This is a genomic window from Erythrobacter sp. S43 (assembly GCF_057364955.1).
In genome coordinates this window covers 73,486-90,225 of the sequence record NZ_CP200285.1, presented here as the reverse complement: position 1 = coordinate 90,225, position 16,740 = coordinate 73,486, and the positions used below count along the sequence as shown (strand labels likewise).

The window sequence follows — 16,740 nt, the reverse complement described above, 5'->3', positions numbered from 1 at the left end:
CGCCGGCGCTTTCGCAGAAAGCGACAAGTTAGAAGCCGGTGCGCGCAAGCGCATTCCGGGCGAGCTCGGCGCGCAGTGTCGAGGATCGACGGCGTGGGCCTTCGGAGCATTTTGCCAAAAACAGAATGCGGAGCCGGGCCGCGGCGGCGGAGACGCAGCAACCGGCAAACCATCTCGCAACCTAATCGAACAGGAAAGAGAAGACGCCTCCCCGGGAAGGCTTCGATGGCTTGTTCGTAGACTTTGTCGCTTGCTTTTCCGAAGCGTCGAAAAAGTCGGGCTGGTCGGTTGCTGCCTGTTTGTGGGCGCCTCTGCCGGAAAAACGTGCAGCAGCTGCTTCTCGTTGCTTCTGAATCAACAGTTCGACTTCTTCCCGGTATTTTGACTTAAGGTAAACCCAGTCACGACCGAGAGCTGTACGAACCTTTGCGACAGCTCTCACGGGGTCCAAATTGAAGTGTTCTTTCTCAATATTTAGCCGTGCGAGCTTATCATGAATCTTCTTCTCGTCTTTGCGCGGGTTCCGCGAATGGAAAGCTGCCACGACGTGGAAGTTTCCTGGAACACCGGTGCCACTAATCTGCTTGGCTCTTACGAAGACATCCCCGTTGGTCATGCCAATTTTGACACCGTCAACCTGAGTATTTTTTAAGACGTATACGCAGCCTGCAAATTTGTGGAATGTCAGAAGAGGTGCTTCGCATTCTTCACAATGTGCACTCTTGATGCTGTCTGTGAGTATTAGCGTGTTCTGAATGCCACATGCTGAGCAATTCAAACCGACCTGGTATACGTTCACACCCAAACTCCCAATCAATAAACAAGTCGAAAGCGTGACTGAGTTGTGTTGAATATTTCGAGGCATCCACACGTACAAAGTCTAGACGGTCGACAGTTGATGGTTCATATGTTCATCGAAATCAAGGCGAGTTCTCAATGACCTTCGGCGTTTTCATGCACAAGGACGGGTCGATCTACGACGACATTCCCGAGGTGCATTACCAATTTCCGAAGATTTACCTTAGCCGCGCTAAGAAGATGGTGGGCGACTGGATTGTCTATCGTGAGCCGGTCAAGCTTCCCCAGTCAAAAGGCTTCTTCGCTGTCGCAAGGGTGGAGAAGATTATCGAGGACCCAAATGTATCTGACCGATTTCGAGCTCTAATCGAGCCGGGCAGCTTTTTGCCCTTTGAGCCTACCGTTCCGCATGTAGTCGATGGTCGGCCAGTCGAACGCGACCTCGCCAACGCGCAAGCCGCCGTGCGCCCGCTGTCGGATTCAGACTTTGCACGCATCATAAAACTCGGACTTACTGACGAAGACACGCTTCCGCGTGTTGACGATCCTGAAAGCGAGAACCGCGTTCGTGACGAACAGACGCCTTTCGAGATAGACCGCCCACTCGTCCAATCGCTCATGTTGCGTCCATTCCGCGACAAGGCGTTCCGCCGCGCTGTGCTCCACGCCTATGACGGGCGCTGTGCCGTTACTGGCTGGAAGCTGGTCAATGGAGGAGGGCGGCTTGAAGCCGAAGCGGCACATATTCGCCCCGTCGAGCATGGCGGGCCGGACTCGATCCGCAACGGATTGGCGCTGTCCGGTACCGCGCACTGGATGTTTGATCGTGGCTTGATCGGCGTTTCGGACGATCATGACATCTTCATCCATCGCAAGGTAAACGACCGAGAAGGTGTCGAGGCGATCATCAATCGCAGCGGCAAGTTGATAGCGCCACAGCGCGAGGCCGACCGACCTCATCCGCAGTTTCTTGGATGGCATCGCGAATTTCATGGGTTCGCTGTTTGAGACGGCTACTCCCCTCCCGCAGGCGGGAAGGGTTTTATTTCTCCCAAGATTGATCCTTGATCGAATGCCATTTCGGCCAAGTCTCCGGCTCCACCACCACAACCTTCTTCGGCGGCGGGGTGGCGTTGACGAGTTTGCGCGGACCTTGCGCTAGCCTGCGCCGTTTCTCCTCATCCGCCTTTATCGCATCGAGGTCGCGGTTGCGTAGGGTCTCGAAGTGGTCCCATGCTGCGCGGGTTTCTTCTGACAAGGTTTCCCATTCGCGCTGGCGCCGCAATTCGGCTTCGCGGCGCAGGCCTTCGATCTTGCGGTCGATGCTGGCGCGCACCTCTTGCGGCGAAACGCGCCGCTGCTCCTTTTCCCATTGCTTCCTGAACTTCTGGCGCCACTTGGCCTTGAGCCGCCGCTTCTCCATATTGCCGACCGCGTTGAGGCCTTTGAGGCTACCCCCGTTTTTGGCTCCGTTGACGCTGGCGCCGAAGCGTTCGGGGGAGCGGTTGCGGAGCATGAACATCAGCAGCCGGTCGTTGACCTTCTTTCGCACGCCGACCAGCTCGCCATAGGAATAGACCGGCTCCTCCACGCCGTTCAGCGCGCGGTCCATGGCGACATCCTCAAGCCTCTGCACGCCTAGGTCGAGCGCGGCGGCCCATGCCTTGCGAAACTCCTCGGCACCGGGCTGGCGGCGCAATTGGTATGCGCCCACGGTGCTCATATCGACCGCTTTGCACGCGGCGGCGACGGAGCCGGTGTCGGCGAGCGCTTCGATAAAGCGGCGTTGGCGCGCGGGCGTCCACCCGTCATGCCGCTGTCCCTTGCGCGGGACGGGGGTGAAGTCGGGGATCTGCGATGCGGGAACGGAGAGGCGGGTGGTATGGGGTTCTTTCTGGCGGGTCATGGGGGAGCCTAAGTCAGAAAATGTGGGTGTAGGACAGGATTTGCGTTTCTGTTCATTTTTACGTCAGGTTACATGAACAATTGTACTCGTCATCGCGGTGCAATAGAGTCGCGGCATTGGGGGAAATGTGATGAAGACGGTGGCAATCACGGGCGCTCTGGCAGGGGCCTTCGCAGCAATGGCGAGCGGTGCCTCGGCGCAGCAGATTGGTGAGAACCCGCCGGTCGAGGTGCGGAACAACAGCGATGAAACGCGCAAGATCTGCTTCCACAAGCCGAAGCGGGTGACGTTGCTGCCCAAGGGGTGCGTGACCTTGAAGGCGGGGGAGCGGATTTTCTGGGATCGCAAGCAGAGTTTCACGCCGTTCAAGGTGAAGGTCTACAAGAAGCGCAAGCTGGTCGACAAATATCTCTACTCCCGCGATCTGCCCGGTGACACGGGGAAGATCATTGTCAGCGAGGGCCAGCGCTTCGGGTGGTCGCGCTTCAAGAACATCGGGAGAAACTACACGGTCCGCGCGTGCAACACGTCGCAGCCGGTCGATGTGTGGTTCTCTCTCGGGATGGACTCGGACTACGGCATGCTCAGCGAAGGGTGGTGGAGTATCCCGCCCGGCGAATGCCGCAACATCGATGTCGGCGAACGCATGCTCAAGAACTGGAACCTCGGGATGAGGCGGCTTCCGCGCATGTATTACTACGCGCGCACATACGGCGATGATCCGAAGTTCTGGAATAAGGGCCGCTCAAGCAAGACGTTCTGCATCAACAAGAACAAACAGTTTGCAGCGAAGTTGCAGGGCCAAGCCGACTGCGAGAATAACCAGGTCAAAAGCACCTATCGGCGGCTCGGCCTGTTTACCCCGCGAACCGTCGAAACCTTGAAGGTCGCGTTCTAAGCGATAACACCGCGCGGCAATTGCCTGTGTGCATCAAGTGAAGCTTCACTTGGCGTTCACGAAAGCGGTGGCTATACGGCGAGCCATGACACGCATGTTTCGTTCAAAGATTGTTCGCTCCGCGCTGATTGGCGCCGCTGCCACCGCCACCGCCGCTTGTGGAGGTGGTTCGGCCAACGAAGACGTCGCCTATGTCGCGCGCGATGTTGAGTCGCTCTACGCAGAGGCGCAGCGCCGGATGGACCGTGGTAACATCATCCTAGCGGCCGCTTTGTTTGACGAAGTGGAGCGCCAGCACCCTTACTCGCCATGGGCGCGCCGGGCGCAGTTGATGAGCGCATTCAGCTATTACATCGCCCGCGATTACAACAAAGCGATCCAAAACGCGCAGCGCTTCCTTTCGATCCACCCGGGTAACAAGGATGCGCCTTACGCCTATTACCTGATCGCGCTCAGCTATTACGAGCAGATCAGCGACGTGAACCGCGACCAGAAGATCACCGAGCAAGCGCGCACCGCTCTGCAAGAAGTGAACCGCCGTTTCCCGCAAAGCGAATACGCCGCCGATGCGCGTCTGAAGCTTGACCTTGTCGCCGATCACCTGGCTGGCAAAGAGATGGAGATTGGCCGCCATTATCAGCGTTCGGGTCAGTGGCTTGCCGCTTCAATCCGGTTCCGCAACGTGATCGACAAGTTCGACACCACCAGCCACACGCCAGAAGCGCTTTACCGCCTGACAGAAAGCAACTTGGCGCTCGGAATTCCGAATGAAGCGGTGAAATACGCCGCCGTTCTGGGTGCTAACTATCCCGGCGATGAGTGGTATGAGAAGGCGTATAAGCTTGTGAACAAGCACGCGTCCGGCGTCACTGCAAACTAAGCTTCGGTCACTGCACCAACAACTAGGCTAACACTGCGCCGCTCTGGTGATACACCTGTGCGGACAGGGCCAGCCACGTTGTGAACATCACCATATAGGTCCATCGGCGCGGCCATTGATGGACGACAAACAGTGTCGCCGCTGCTGTTCCCATCAGGGCCACCAACGGTGCCCATGCTGCCCCGAAACCAGCCCCGACCAGCGCTGATTGCAGCGCAATGCTTGCCCATTGTGCGGGGAGAAGGGCGAGCAGCCACGCGGGCAGAGCACCCGGGTCCGCCAGCGCAGTGAGGACAATCGCCGCCTCACCCGCAACGACAAACACTGCAATCCACCAACCCTTGTTTCCGCCGCTGCGGGCAAACAATACGCCGCGCGCGGCAAAGCTGATGCTGGCGGCAATAATGGCGATTGTGAAATTTAGGACATTGGGCGTCCCTATGCTGCCCAAGACAACGGCCAAAAGGGTCAGGCATCCCCCCGTCGCCACGGCCCGCATCACGCCCTTCGGAAAACTGCCATCGATCGAGCCGGTGATCATCCCCGTTGCCATCAAACCGATCGCGAGAATGAGCGCGCCTGCGCCATCAAACGGCTTGGCATCCGGACCAAAGAACAACATCACCATCGCCACCGCAGGCGCGAGAACGCCGGTCAATAGAGCGGTTGGCCAAGCAAGTCGTGGCCAGATCGGATCAATGAGAGTGTCGGATTGCATCGCGATAGCAATGAAAGACGCGAGCGTTCTTGTCGAGGCGGAGAATGGACATCCCAAGGGTTGGCTGGAGTACGTAGCCAGCGGAAATGCGGGCGGCGGCATTCCCACGCCGCCGCCCGCATACCTTAGCTTCAGAAGCTCTTCTGTAGCCCTGCGGTCAACGTATAATCCGTTGGCATCTGCGGGCCGTTCAAGTTTTGAAGGAGAGGAATTCCGCCTTCAATTCCAAGACGCCATCCTTTGAGAGTGCCGCCGGTGACGGCGAAGTTTATCCCGCCAAATGCTGTCACGGTTTCACCACCTTGAAAATCCGGATTGGCGGTTTGCACCGGGCCAGCGATCAGAGGGTCTTGCCCATCAATCCGGCCGATGGTCTGGGCTTGGAGCCTTCCGGACACCGCCACGCCGGGGGTGATCGCCGCTTGACCCCAGATAGTCGCCATGCCGCGATTGCCGAACGAATATCCTTGATCATTGTCGCCCAAGCGCACGGTTCCTCTGATCTGTGCTCCCCAGGCAAAGCTATCGTCCTGATCGCGATAGGTGATGCCTGGTTCCAGATCCCATGTGCCACTGCCGATTTGCATCGGATAGGGCGTGCGCACTGTGGGCTGCATGCCCATTGGTGTCAGGATCTGTGCCTCTTCGGTGATGGTGCCGGTCGGGACAGAGATTCCGGCATTTATATGGACCGTATCGGTCAGGCCAATCAGTGCTGAAACCTTGGTATCGCCAAGGTCCGCTGTTGTCGTGCGGAACTCACCGAGACGCGTGCTGCCCATGCCCCCTTGGAAAGTGATGTGGTCCATTTCTTTGGTGATGTAATTGCCCATCACCATCAGCGTGACCGCGTCGCTAAGGCCGTACATGATCCCTGCCATATGCATGTCCATCCGCATGCTGGTGGGGACGATGCGCAAGGTCGGGGGCTGACCCGGCGCGCCAAAGAAGCGGTTTGGCACGGTGGTGGCGACCTGTTCCGGTGTCACATCATCACGGCCAATCTGAATGCCGGCCATGTCCATATGCATCAGACGATAACTGACCATCCATTCGCCAGCGCCATGACGATGGTCGCCCATTACGCCGATTGGGGCATGGTCAAGCGCGTTGACGCCGCCGGACGTGTCATCATGCCCTTCATCGGCATAGGTAGCGGTTGCGCCAAGCATGGCGCCGGTGAGCGCGAGCATCGAGCCCGCTTTGAAAAGCGATTTCATTAGAAACTCCAATTGATCTGAATTTTGTGGGGAAGTCAGATCAATTGAGGTGGGCCTGTCGCCTCATAAGCAGGGTAAGGAGGTCGGGTCGCGAGGGCAGCAATTTCCTCGGGTGAGGGTGGACTGCGGGGTGCATTTGTGCCGTTCAATTGTACCGGATCAGCGGGCAGGGTTGGCCCGCAAGCCGCGCAGCACGGGTTCGCTGAATTGCTGTCTCCATGATCCGAATGCTCATCGCCATGATCGGCTATGGCATGATCCATGTCATGTTGCATCGGCATTGCGCCATGCTCCATCGCCGGTGACGCTGCTTGCGCATTGTCAATACAGCACGGCGCGCCCAGCACGGTTCGCAGGCCGATGGCCAGCAAAAGAGCAACCAATAGAAAAGGACGCTTGCGATGATACACTGTCACTTGCCTTAAAGTTCCAAAGGCACAGCGCAAGCAATTGTTCCCCAGCTGTTCAAATTCTGCGTGCATTGTCGTGACCTGCGCCAATGAGTGAGTTAGAGCTTGCGGCGATGCTCACCCGTCTATCCATCCGCAACATTGTCCTGATCGAAGCGCTCGACCTTGAATTCGGGCGCGGGTTGGGTGTGCTGACGGGTGAGACGGGCGCGGGTAAATCGATCCTGCTCGATGCGCTGGGCCTGATTTTGGGCGACCGCGCCGAGACGCGTTTGGTACGTGCGGGTGAGGATAAAGCCAGCGTCACCGCCAGTTTCGAATTCGCGAATCTGCCTGCGAGCATAGCTGAGGCGCTAGATGATGCGGATATTGAGCTTGAGCCGGGAGAGCCGCTTTTGCTGCGCCGGCAGGTGAAGGCCGATGGCGGTTCCAAGGCGTTTATCAATGATCAGCCGACCAGCGTTGCGTTGCTGCGTGAGCTCGCTCCGGCATTGGTCGAACTGCACGGTCAGCACGATGATCGCGGCCTTGTGAACCCGCGTGGGCACAGGGCTTTGCTGGATCGGTATGCGGGCACCGATCTCGATGGATTGCAGCGCCGCTGGCACAGCTGGGCCAAAGCTGAGGCGCAGCTATCTGAGGCGCGCGCCGAGGTTGAGCAGGCGAAGCTGGATCAGGATTTGCTGATCGCGCATCTCGCCGAACTGACCGCGCTGGAGCCGCAGGCGGGTGAAGAGGCACGCCTCGCCGCGACGCGCTCTGACATGCAGAAGGGCGAGAGGCTGGCGGGCGACCTCGAAGAACTGCGCCATGTCTGGGAAGGGTCGGACTCGCCGCTCGCGTCACTTCGTGTGGCCGCGCGCAAGCTTGACCGGATTGCTGAAGAGCACCCTCTCCTCACCGAGGCTCTGGCGGCGCTCGACCGCGCCGTGATCGAGGCAGGCGAGGCGGAAGAAAAGCTTGAAGCCGCGGGCGAGGCTTTGGTGCACGATCCGCAGGCCTTGGACGCTGCCGAAACGCGTCTGTTTGAACTGCGCGCGCTGGCTCGCAAGCACCGCTGCGAAGTCGACCAATTGCCCGAAGTGATGCGTGATATGCGCGCGAAGCTCGATGCGATCGAAGGCGGTGAGGCGACCCTCGACGCTTTGGAAGCGGCGGCGAAGGAAGCGCGCGAAGCTTACGTCACCTTCGCCCAGAAAATACAGCAGGCACGGATCAACGCGGCGAAGAAGCTCGACAAGGCGGTTGCGACCGAACTTACCCCGCTCAAGCTTGATGCCGCGCGGTTCCAGACCAGCATCACCGAGTTGCCGGAGGACAAGTGGGGCGCGCATGGAATGGATGGGGTCGAGTTCCTGATCGCAACCAATCCCGGCGCCGACTTTGCACCGCTGGCCAAAATTGCCTCGGGCGGTGAACTTTCGCGCTTTATCCTCGCGCTTAAGGTCGCGTTGGCGGAGAAGGGCGGAGCGGCGACCATTATTTTTGACGAGATAGACCGCGGTGTCGGCGGCGCAGTCGCAAGCGCCATTGGCGAACGTCTCGCGCGCCTCGCAAGCGCCGAAGGTCAACTCCTCGCCGTCACGCACAGCCCGCAAGTCGCTGCGCGCGGCAATCAGCACTACCTGATCGCAAAATCGTCCAAAGGCACTGTTACCAAGACGGGCGTTGTTGAGCTTGATGCGTCAGGCAGGCAGGAAGAGATCGCACGCATGCTGTCTGGCGCGGAGATCACGTCCGAAGCACGCGCGCAAGCGGATCGACTGCTGGAGGGCGTGTGATGGAAGTAATTGGCGGATTGATCGCATCGTTGGTGGCGATGACGCTGCTTGCAGGCGTGGGTTTGATGACAGTGGTCGCGCTGGCGCTGATGGCGATTCTGGGTCTGGTGACCGAGCTGAGTTTTAAGCGGGTGTTCTTCATCTCGTTCGGCGTTGGCCTGCTTGCGCCCTTATTGCTCGCAATGGGCATTGGCGGCGCGGTTGCCGATGGTTCGCTTCAGGAGGAATTGGGCAGGGAACTGGCAGACGTTGTCGACATGCCCGAAGGGCTTGGCGACAGGTGGGGCGAAGCGTTGCCCAAGCTGCAAGAGATTTCGCAAGATCTTGAGGCGGGCGATATCACTGAAGAGGAAGCCGAAGCCCGCGCCAAAGCAGTGCTGAGCCAGTTTGAAGGCTTGAAAATCAGCGTTGACGTCAACGGCGAGAACTTCGTGATTGGCGATGAAAGCGGCGCGGAGGGTGACACAGAAGAGGGCAGCGGCGTTCCCTTGGAACTGCCCGAAGCGGTTGAGGCAAACAAATCCGAAGGAAACGAAGGACAATGATCGAGTATGGGCGTGGGAATAGCTGAATTACGCCCCATGCTTGCAGTTTCAGCGCTGGCATTGGTCATCGCAGGCGGTGTTTGGCTCTCAACTCGCCTTTACGAGCATCCAGAGCCCGCAAGCCCCGAAGAAGCAATCGCTGTGGCTTTGGTGGCGGATGCCGATGAATATCTTCGAATGCTCCCTCTGGTCGACGAAGAAGACGGCAGCACGATTACTGAAATTTCGACGTGTGTGAAGTCGGAGTTCCCGCTCGAATATCCCGCCCTCAACGAAGCCCTTCGCGGGAAGAAGCTGCGTGCATATCCGAAAGAAGATTGCTCCTTTGAACGCGATTACGGTCCCCATGGAATGTTCGTCTATGTCGACCACTTCTCCGATCCTGGGGGTGAGGCGGCTATGGCTGTCGATGTGACGTATTCGTGTGCCAGCAAGACGCGTTGCACCGTTCAGGTCGAATACCACGGTGGTGGGCGAAGCTACGAAGTAGCGCGTACTCCACGTGGTTGGGTGGTCGAGCGGAGCAGGACGGAGTGGGTGGTTTAGACCGCACAGGGCATGCCTTCCAATCTCCTCTCCCGTCCCGTTTGGTCGATGCTCAACAATGGGCAGGCGTCACTGGCGATTTCAACCGGCTCAGCGCTCAGGATTGATCCGCGGTATGGCCCATTTGCAGCCGCTCCTGATCACAGCGCCTCTGCGCAGTCTGATCTGGCCGAAATTGCCCGATCTTCCCCGCATCCGATCTGGATTGTGGAGCCCGAGGAATGGCCCGCGCCGCCCGGCACCACAGTCGTACGCACGGCACCGCTGGTGCAGATGGTTGCGGATGGTGCCGCATCGCTATCGGAGCCCGACCCCGAGATTGTTCCGCTGGGCGACGTAGACGTTCCCGAAATGACCGAAATCGCGCTCGCGACCAAGCCGGGGCCGTGGGGCGAGATGACGCATCGATACGGGCAGTTCTTTGGCATTCGCGATGGTGGAAAGCTGGCCGCGATGGCGGGAGAACGGATGCGCCCTGCGCCCACCTTTGCGGAGGTCAGCGGCGTGTGCACATGGCCTGAATATCGCGGCAGAGGCTATGCCCGCCGCCTGATCGCGCATGTTATTCAGGCACAGCGCGCGCGGGGCGACACGCCGTTCCTCCATTCCTACGCCCATAATGACACGGCCATTGCGCTGTATGAAAGTCTGGGCTTTCGGATCACGCGGCGCGCGATGGTGACGATATTGTCCGCTGACTAAGCCTGTCTATTGCCCGTAAATGCGTGCCGATTGGCCGAGGCGCTGCTTTGACGTGTTGGTTGGCACCGCGACGGTGTCAGCCGGGTCATAACGCTTGCCGACGGCTTCTGCTGGCACGTAGATCTCAACCTTGGTCTGGCGGTAACCCGATGGGTCAAAGCGCACCCAATACCCATCAGGATGGCGGCTCCAGCGGTTGGCGGGGATATTGGTAAGGCTGCCTTCGCCAACGGGCGCGACTCCTGCAAGCACGGCAACCCGCTCAAGATCGGAATAGCTTGAACCACCCGACAGCATGCGCCTCATATCGGCCTCTGCCTGAAGAACGGCGCGCACCGGACCCGGCGTGCCGCCGATCAGCCCCTGAACTTGGTTGTTCGTGAGGACATCGAGCGCGTTGCGATTGAGCGAGGCGAGCTGCTTTGTTGTCAGCAAGCGAGCGGCGACGGCCTTTGACTTCGCATTGAGGTTTTCAAATTTCGCCCGCGCGATGATTGCCCACAACAGCACCTGAATATCGCGCTGGGCGATATCGGGATGATCGACCGAGTTGCGCAGAATCGCGTCCACCGCCTTGCGCTGCGGGCCTTTGAGCGGCGCGTAGAGATAGCCGTCGCCGCCCTTCGGACCATAGGTGCCCGCTTTCAGGCAATAGCTTTGCGCGGTCATGGTGTAATACCCCGCGGCGAGCACGAAGCGGTTTTTCTTATCCAACGGCAGGCTGGCGAGATCCTGCGGTGTCCCCGGATCAAATCCGTCGCGGTTAGGATCGGCGTAGATCGCATCCTGAATGCTGGTGGTTATCGGCGGCTTACCCTTGAGCAAGTTGGGCAGTTTCACCTCTGGAGCCAGATCGCGGATCAAGCCGCGGAATTGCGCCTGAGCTGGTTGTATCGTCACGAGGCTTAAGCCCATAGCGGCGACAAAAAGCATCAAAATGCGTTTCATTGGATCATTCCCCCATGAATGTTTGTGAGGCCGAGCTTACACTTGGATTGAACAATATGCTTGGCGAAACCCGACACTTTCCAGATGACATCTTCCTAAGGGTCTCTGGTCGAGATCGCTTTGAGCGGGTAAGGCTATATCGATGTCGAAGAATGCGCCTGTATCCGAATTGACCGAAGCTGACGCAGCCAATGAACTGATGCGGCTCTCGCGGACGATTGCAAAACACGACAAGCTGTATCACGCGCAGGACAATCCAGAGATTTCCGATCAGGAATATGACGCGTTGGTCCGTCGTAATGCCGAATTGGAAGGGGCGTTTCCGCATCTGGTTCGCGAGGATTCTCCTTCGAAAAAGGTCGGACACGAGGTCGCCGCTTCGCCGCTGGGCAAGGTGACCCACGAACAGCGCATGATGAGCCTCGACAACGCCTTCAACCGTGAAGAGGTGGAGGAATGGGTCGCGCGGGTGCGGCGCTATCTCAATCTGCCAGAGGACGAGGCTGTCGCGATCACGGCAGAGGACAAGATTGACGGCCTGTCCTGCTCGCTGCGTTATGAGCAAGGGAAGCTGGTCCGCGCCGCGACGCGCGGGGACGGGCAGGTGGGCGAGGATGTCACCCCCAATGTCCGCCACATCAGCGATATCCCGCAAGAGCTTTCCGCCAAAGGCGACAGAGGCGTGCCCGAGGTGTTTGAAGTGCGCGGCGAGGTTTACATGTCCAAGGCCGACTTTGCCGCGCTTAATACGGCGCAAAAGGAAGCGGGCGGCAAGCTATTCGCCAACCCGCGCAACGCCGCCGCTGGGTCTTTGCGGCAAAAGGATGCGAGCGTCACCGCCAAGCGTCCGCTAAAATTCTGGGCCTATGGCTGGGGTGCGGCCTCGGACGTGCCCTGCGACACGCAGAACGCTATGATGCGAATGATCGAAAGCTGGGGCTTCCCGCTTTCGCCATTTCTCACACTGACGCAGGACACTGACGGGCTGATCGCGCACTACGAAGAGATTGGTCGGCAGCGCCCTGATTTGGGCTACGATATTGACGGCGTTGTCTACAAAGTCGATCGGCTCGATTGGCAGCAGCGGCTCGGCTATGTCGCCAAGGCTCCGCGCTGGGCCCTGGCGCACAAATTCCCTGCCGAGAGGGCGCAAACGACGCTGGAAGCGATAGACATTCAGGTCGGGCGCACGGGCAAATTGACGCCGGTGGGCAGGCTGGCGCCAGTACTGGTTGGCGGGGTGACCGTCACCAATGTGACGCTGCACAACCGGGACGAGATCGAGCGGCTCGGCGTGCGTCCGGGTGACCGCATCGTGATCCAGCGCGCGGGCGATGTGATCCCGCAAGTGGTCGAGAACCTCACCCGCGACGAAGAGCGCGAACCATTCGTGTTCCCCGAAAAATGCCCCGAATGCGACAGCGAAGCGGTGGCTGAAAAGGGCGAGGTCGATGTTCGCTGCACCGGCGGGTTGATTTGCCCTGCACAGCGCACCCAGCGGCTCGAACATTTCGTCAGTCGAAAGGCGCTGGATATCGAGGGCTTGGGCAGCAAGACCATCGCGCAGTTCTTTGCGCTGGGATGGCTCGAAAGCCCGGCGGACATCTATCGTTTGCGCAATCGCCGTGAAGACATTCTCGCGTTGGAAGGCTGGCAGGAGAAGTCGGTCGACAATCTCCTCGCTGCCATCGAGACGAAGCGCGAACCCGATGCCGCGCGGCTGCTGTTCGGACTGGGCATCCGCCATGTGGGCGAGGTGACCGCGCGCGACTTGCTGAAGCATGTCCACGAATTGCCAGCTTTGCGCGACCTTGCCGCGAAAGCGCGCGACGGCAATGAGGAGGCCGCGCAGGAGATCACATCTATCGATGGCGTGGGTGAAACGGTCGTTACCGCGCTGGGTGATTTCTTCCACGAACCGCATAACGTGACCGTGTGGGAAGACCTGCTGAGCGAAGTCAGCCCACCGCGCTACGAAGTCGAAACGCTCGACAGCCCCGTCGCGGGCAAAACGGTGGTGTTCACCGGCAAGCTCGAAACCATGAGCCGCGATGAAGCCAAGGCGCAGGCCGAACGCTTGGGTGCCAAGGCCGCAGGCAGCGTTAGCGCGAAAACCGACCTGTTGGTTGCCGGACCGGGCGCGGGCTCAAAGCTGAAAAAGGCGCAAGATCTCGGTATTGAAACCACCGACGAAGCGGGCTGGGCGGCGATTGTGGCGAAGGCGGGCTAAAACAATGGGACGCAGAATGGGCATTCTTAGAACCGGTCTTTTGGCCATTTCAGTTTCGACATTGGGTCTGGGCTTTCCGGCGCTCGCACAAGAGGCTGCGCCCGCTGAAGCGCCTGTCGAGCAGGCAGCCGAGATGCTGGTCATCCCGTTCGATCCTCCCATCGGCGCGCCGATCCGTTACGCTATGACCTTCGAGAAGAAGGGACCGCGCGGCTCTGGCCCCATTACAATGGAGCAGGAGCTACAGTTTGAGCGGGGCGAAAATGGGTTCATACTAAGACTACGAAACTACGCCATGATCGCTGGTGGTCAGCGTTATGACCTGACCGACCCGCAGATCATGCGAGCCATGCCAGTTGGCCTGCGCCCGTTTGTGATGCCGCTTAGAGTTGAATTGGACAGCACCGGCGAAATGGTCCGCATGCTCGATTGGGAGGTGGCGAAAAAGGCCATCCTCGACCTGCCCAAGACTCTCGCAGAAATCGAAGGTGAGGATCCAAATTCAGCGGCGATCAAGGCGGTCGAGCGAATCTTGGCGCCTTACCTGAATACCACTGCTGAGAACGCACCGGACCTGATGATACGCGGGTGGCCAAGTGTCTTTGGCTATGGCGGTATCGAGATGGAAGACGGAGTCTCCTATTCAGCCGAGACCGCGACCCAAAGCGATGTCGTATCCGTCACTTTGGAAGGAACGGCGGTCGTGTCGCTATCGCGTCAGGCGGACGGAACTCTCAGTTACAATCAGTCCACCTACATTGATCCCGAAAGCCTGCGTCAAATGACCGGTTCTGTCGTGGCTCTTTTTGAAGGTGAAGGAGGCGCGGGCCCATCGGACGAGGTCAAGAAAGAGTTGGCTGCAATCACGATGGTCGATGAGCTGGATTTCCAGCTGGATGGAGAAAACGGGCTCCCGATCTCGGCGAGCGTGAAACGGATAACCAGTGTGAACGGCAAAGATGTCGGCGGGCAGGAAACCACGATCAGACGGATCAGCAAGTGAGCGATTTCTTGCGAGATATACACCCGCAAGCTGTCCGCATCTCAGACGCTTTGAAGGCGCGCAGTGAGAAGATTGCGGTGGCCGATGGCGCTACGGGCGGATTGATCGGCGCCAGCCTTCTGACAGTGCCGGGTGCGCTGAAATTCTATGTCGGTGGCGGGATTGTCTATTCGTTTAAGGCGCGCGACGTTTTGTTTGATCTGCCACGCGATGCCTATGAAGGGATGCGTTCCGCGACCGAGGACTATGCGCTGCTTCAAGCACGCGCCATTCGGGATAGGCTGGGCGCGGACTGGGGCATCGCCGAAAGCGGGTCTGCCGGTTCCAGCAAACACCCGATGGGCGTCGCCTCCGGTCGCAGCGTCGCGGCGGTCGCAGGGCCGGACGGGTTCGAGCGAACTGCTGTGATCGAAACGCAAAGCGATGACCGGATCGACAATATGCACGCCTTCACCCGCAACGCTCTCGACCTGCTGGAAGAGGCCTTGGACAAATAATTTTGCGCCCATTGTAGAATCCGGGTTGCATCATCCGTCTCAAGGTCAGAGCCTCGCCATTGTGGCGCGGTCCATGACGGAGAATAGTGATGCAATACATGCTGATGATCACCGAAGATGAGAGCATCTATGAAGGTGAAGATGGCGCGGCGCTGATGGAAAAGACTTTGGCCGGTCACATGGGATTGGCCGAGAAACTCGCGGCGAAGGGTATCCCTTTTTCAGGAGAACGCCTTAAGCCCGCGGACACCGCGACAACCATCAAATGGGACCATGGCAGCCATGTGTTGCATGACGGCCCTTTTGCAGAGACGCATGAAGAGTTGGGTGGCTTCTACATTATCGATGTTTCCAGCCTTGATGAGGCACTGGAGTGGGCAAAACTGATTCCGATTCCAGGCAAAGGCGCGATCGAAGTGCGTCCGATCTGGCCGATGGAAGGGTGAGCGCAAACGCATCTCTTGCTTCGGCGATAGCCGATGCGCGGCCACGGGTGGTTGCTGCCCTGGCCGCGCAATTGCGTGATCTGGATGCGGCGGAGGATGCCTTTGCCGAAGCGAGCGCGGCGCTGATCGCCAGCGGCACGACGCCGGATCGCCCTTCTGCATGGCTGTTCACCGCCGCCAAGCGCAAGGCGATTGACGCGATCCGTAAGCGCGACGCCGAAACAAGAGCCGCAGACGGAGCGGCACTGGTGAGCGATATGGCTAATGTAATCAAACTTCCCGATCCGATCCCGGATGAGCGGCTGCGGCTGATCTTTATCTGCTGCCATCCTGCGCTGGCGCCTGAGGCGCGCGCCGGGCTGGCGCTGAAGGTCATTTGCGGCTTGCCCGTTGGCGCGATTGCCAAGGTGTTCCTGACCAGTGAGGCTACGATGTTTCAGCGCATCACACGGGCAAAGGCCAAGGTGCGCGATGCGGGCGTATCGTTCGAACTTCCACCTCGAAAGCAATGGAGCGAGCGGCTTGATGCCGTGCTGCTTACGCTCGAGCTTGCTTACACCGTTGCTTATCAGGATGCGGGCGGAGAGGTCGATCCCGAGCTTTCCGAAGAGATTGGGCGGCTGTGTGCGATGGTGGCGGAATTGATGCCGCGCGAGCCGGAGGCGCTGGGATTGGCTGCATTGGTCGCACTAGCTCGATCGCGAGAGAGGGCGAGGATCGATGCGGATGGGGCAATGGTGCCCTTATCGCAACAGGAAACGTCGCGCTGGGACATGGCGATGATCGAGCAGGCGAGGGCGTGGATGGACGATGCTGCAGCGCTCGGGCGAAGTGGTCCGTATCAGATCATGGCCGCTATCCAGCTGACCCATGCGCGGCGCGCCTTTGATGGATCAACAGATTGGCGCGCCATCCTAACGCTTTACGACGCGTTGCTGACCGTGCGCCCGAGCGTCTTGGTGGGACTCAACAGGGTTATGGCCTTGGCTCAAGTGGAAGGCGCGGAGCAGGGGCTCGCGGCGCTGGAAGAACTGCCCTCTGAAAAGCTCGCCGACACACGCCCATACCAAGCCGCGCGCGCAGAATTGCTGTCAAAGATTGGGCGGACCGGGGATGCCGTCGTAGCGCTGGAGATGGCTCTCGCGCTCGACCCTCCGCGTGCGGAAAGACTGTTCCTCACCGGAAAGCGGCGCGAACTGAACGCAGTTTAGC

At 59.3% G+C, this 16,740-nt stretch carries 18 protein-coding genes; 12 read left to right on the top strand and 6 right to left on the bottom strand.

All coding sequences use genetic code 11. The annotated features are described in order from the left end of the window. Positions 1-181: 181 nt before the first annotated feature. Positions 182-865, bottom strand: a complete 684-nt coding sequence (locus AC0V6K_RS00440) for a GIY-YIG nuclease family protein (RefSeq protein WP_486172524.1) — start codon at positions 863-865, stop codon at positions 182-184. 71 nt (positions 866-936) lie between these two features. Here AC0V6K_RS00440 and AC0V6K_RS00435 point away from each other — a divergent pair, with 71 nt between their 5' ends. Continuing rightward, the gene (locus AC0V6K_RS00435; RefSeq protein WP_472623695.1) at positions 937-1,806 is read left to right on the top strand and encodes an HNH endonuclease; all 870 of its coding nucleotides are present in this window, start codon (positions 937-939) and stop codon (positions 1,804-1,806) included. A 34-nt stretch (positions 1,807-1,840) separates the two neighbouring features. On the opposite strand, the gene AC0V6K_RS00430 is transcribed toward AC0V6K_RS00435, so the two are convergent. Then, positions 1,841-2,704 (bottom strand): hypothetical protein, encoded by an 864-nt coding sequence (locus AC0V6K_RS00430; RefSeq protein WP_472623693.1) that lies wholly within the window; start codon positions 2,702-2,704, stop codon positions 1,841-1,843. Between the two features lie 130 nt (positions 2,705-2,834). On the opposite strand from AC0V6K_RS00430, the gene AC0V6K_RS00425 reads away from it, so the two are divergent. Together AC0V6K_RS00425 and AC0V6K_RS00420 are read left to right on the top strand one after the other, a co-directional pair. Next, complete coding sequence (locus tag AC0V6K_RS00425) at positions 2,835-3,602, top strand: DUF1036 domain-containing protein (RefSeq protein ID WP_472623691.1); 768 nt, start codon at positions 2,835-2,837, stop codon at positions 3,600-3,602. Positions 3,603-3,696: 94 nt separating this feature from the next. Further along, positions 3,697-4,482 carry an outer membrane protein assembly factor BamD gene (locus tag AC0V6K_RS00420; protein ID WP_472626185.1) on the top strand — a complete coding sequence of 262 codons (786 nt, stop codon included), beginning with the start codon at positions 3,697-3,699 and terminating at the stop codon, positions 4,480-4,482. 22 nt (positions 4,483-4,504) lie between these two features. On the opposite strand, the gene AC0V6K_RS00415 is transcribed toward AC0V6K_RS00420, so the two are convergent. From AC0V6K_RS00415 to AC0V6K_RS00405, 3 genes are all read right to left on the bottom strand, one after another. Then, positions 4,505-5,200, bottom strand: coding sequence for a hypothetical protein (locus AC0V6K_RS00415; RefSeq protein WP_472623689.1), 696 nt, complete (start codon positions 5,198-5,200; stop codon positions 4,505-4,507). A 131-nt stretch (positions 5,201-5,331) separates the two neighbouring features. Next, positions 5,332-6,420: a transporter gene (locus AC0V6K_RS00410; RefSeq protein ID WP_472623687.1), complete on the bottom strand. Its 1,089-nt coding sequence runs from the start codon at positions 6,418-6,420 to the stop codon at positions 5,332-5,334. 35 nt (positions 6,421-6,455) lie between these two features. Further along, positions 6,456-6,830 carry a hypothetical protein gene (locus tag AC0V6K_RS00405; RefSeq protein WP_472623685.1) on the bottom strand — a complete coding sequence of 125 codons (375 nt, stop codon included), beginning with the start codon at positions 6,828-6,830 and terminating at the stop codon, positions 6,456-6,458. 113 nt (positions 6,831-6,943) lie between these two features. Between AC0V6K_RS00405 and recN the strand changes: the two genes are divergently transcribed. From recN to AC0V6K_RS00385, 4 genes are read left to right on the top strand one after another with little or no spacing between them, the layout of a single operon-like run. Beyond that, on the top strand, positions 6,944-8,611 hold the full coding sequence (gene recN, locus AC0V6K_RS00400) for a DNA repair protein RecN (protein WP_472626183.1): 1,668 nt from the start codon (positions 6,944-6,946) through the stop codon (positions 8,609-8,611). Further along, positions 8,611-9,156 carry a hypothetical protein gene (locus AC0V6K_RS00395; protein ID WP_472623683.1) on the top strand — a complete coding sequence of 182 codons (546 nt, stop codon included), beginning with the start codon at positions 8,611-8,613 and terminating at the stop codon, positions 9,154-9,156. The genes recN and AC0V6K_RS00395 overlap by 1 nt, the downstream gene beginning before the upstream one ends. Before the next feature lie 36 nt (positions 9,157-9,192). Then, on the top strand, positions 9,193-9,702 hold the full coding sequence (locus tag AC0V6K_RS00390) for a hypothetical protein (protein ID WP_472623681.1): 510 nt from the start codon (positions 9,193-9,195) through the stop codon (positions 9,700-9,702). 12 nt (positions 9,703-9,714) lie between these two features. Then, positions 9,715-10,404, top strand: coding sequence for a GNAT family N-acetyltransferase (locus tag AC0V6K_RS00385; protein ID WP_472623679.1), 690 nt, complete (start codon positions 9,715-9,717; stop codon positions 10,402-10,404). A 6-nt stretch (positions 10,405-10,410) separates the two neighbouring features. Here AC0V6K_RS00385 and AC0V6K_RS00380 read toward each other — a convergent pair whose 3' ends face one another. Then, complete coding sequence (locus AC0V6K_RS00380) at positions 10,411-11,352, bottom strand: hypothetical protein (RefSeq protein ID WP_472623677.1); 942 nt, start codon at positions 11,350-11,352, stop codon at positions 10,411-10,413. Between the two features lie 142 nt (positions 11,353-11,494). Here AC0V6K_RS00380 and ligA point away from each other — a divergent pair, with 142 nt between their 5' ends. From ligA to AC0V6K_RS00355, 5 genes are all read left to right on the top strand, one after another. Next, entirely contained in the window at positions 11,495-13,582 is a 2,088-nt protein-coding gene (gene ligA / locus AC0V6K_RS00375) for an NAD-dependent DNA ligase LigA (RefSeq protein WP_472623675.1), read from the top strand. 16 nt (positions 13,583-13,598) lie between these two features. Continuing rightward, the gene (locus AC0V6K_RS00370; protein ID WP_472623673.1) at positions 13,599-14,585 is read left to right on the top strand and encodes a hypothetical protein; all 987 of its coding nucleotides are present in this window, start codon (positions 13,599-13,601) and stop codon (positions 14,583-14,585) included. Beyond that, the gene (locus AC0V6K_RS00365) at positions 14,582-15,082 is read left to right on the top strand and encodes a CinA family protein (RefSeq protein WP_472623671.1); all 501 of its coding nucleotides are present in this window, start codon (positions 14,582-14,584) and stop codon (positions 15,080-15,082) included. The genes AC0V6K_RS00370 and AC0V6K_RS00365 overlap by 4 nt, the downstream gene beginning before the upstream one ends. An 89-nt stretch (positions 15,083-15,171) precedes the next feature. Beyond that, entirely contained in the window at positions 15,172-15,528 is a 357-nt protein-coding gene (locus AC0V6K_RS00360; RefSeq protein ID WP_472623669.1) for a YciI family protein, read from the top strand. Further along, entirely contained in the window at positions 15,525-16,739 is a 1,215-nt protein-coding gene (locus AC0V6K_RS00355) for an RNA polymerase sigma factor (RefSeq protein ID WP_472623667.1), read from the top strand. The genes AC0V6K_RS00360 and AC0V6K_RS00355 overlap by 4 nt, the downstream gene beginning before the upstream one ends. Position 16,740 lies beyond the last annotated feature (1 nt).

Bases quoted from the DNA above. Each gene is read 5' to 3' on its own strand.
- ligA (WP_472623675.1), top strand. From the start codon at position 11,495: ATGTCGAAGAATGCGCCTGTATCCGAATTGACCGAAGCTGACGCAGCC.
- AC0V6K_RS00415 (WP_472623689.1), bottom strand. From the start codon at position 5,200: ATGCAATCCGACACTCTCATTGATCCGATCTGGCCACGACTTGCTTGG.
- AC0V6K_RS00440 (WP_486172524.1), bottom strand. From the start codon at position 865: ATGCCTCGAAATATTCAACACAACTCAGTCACGCTTTCGACTTGTTTA.
- AC0V6K_RS00430 (WP_472623693.1), bottom strand. From the start codon at position 2,704: ATGACCCGCCAGAAAGAACCCCATACCACCCGCCTCTCCGTTCCCGCA.
- AC0V6K_RS00435 (WP_472623695.1), top strand. From the start codon at position 937: ATGACCTTCGGCGTTTTCATGCACAAGGACGGGTCGATCTACGACGAC.
- AC0V6K_RS00425 (WP_472623691.1), top strand. From the start codon at position 2,835: ATGAAGACGGTGGCAATCACGGGCGCTCTGGCAGGGGCCTTCGCAGCA.
- AC0V6K_RS00385 (WP_472623679.1), top strand. From the start codon at position 9,715: ATGCCTTCCAATCTCCTCTCCCGTCCCGTTTGGTCGATGCTCAACAAT.
- AC0V6K_RS00420 (WP_472626185.1), top strand. From the start codon at position 3,697: ATGTTTCGTTCAAAGATTGTTCGCTCCGCGCTGATTGGCGCCGCTGCC.
- AC0V6K_RS00410 (WP_472623687.1), bottom strand. From the start codon at position 6,420: ATGAAATCGCTTTTCAAAGCGGGCTCGATGCTCGCGCTCACCGGCGCC.
- recN (WP_472626183.1), top strand. From the start codon at position 6,944: ATGCTCACCCGTCTATCCATCCGCAACATTGTCCTGATCGAAGCGCTC.
- AC0V6K_RS00390 (WP_472623681.1), top strand. From the start codon at position 9,193: ATGCTTGCAGTTTCAGCGCTGGCATTGGTCATCGCAGGCGGTGTTTGG.
- AC0V6K_RS00380 (WP_472623677.1), bottom strand. From the start codon at position 11,352: ATGAAACGCATTTTGATGCTTTTTGTCGCCGCTATGGGCTTAAGCCTC.
- AC0V6K_RS00360 (WP_472623669.1), top strand. From the start codon at position 15,172: ATGCAATACATGCTGATGATCACCGAAGATGAGAGCATCTATGAAGGT.
- AC0V6K_RS00370 (WP_472623673.1), top strand. From the start codon at position 13,599: ATGGGCATTCTTAGAACCGGTCTTTTGGCCATTTCAGTTTCGACATTG.
- AC0V6K_RS00395 (WP_472623683.1), top strand. From the start codon at position 8,611: ATGGAAGTAATTGGCGGATTGATCGCATCGTTGGTGGCGATGACGCTG.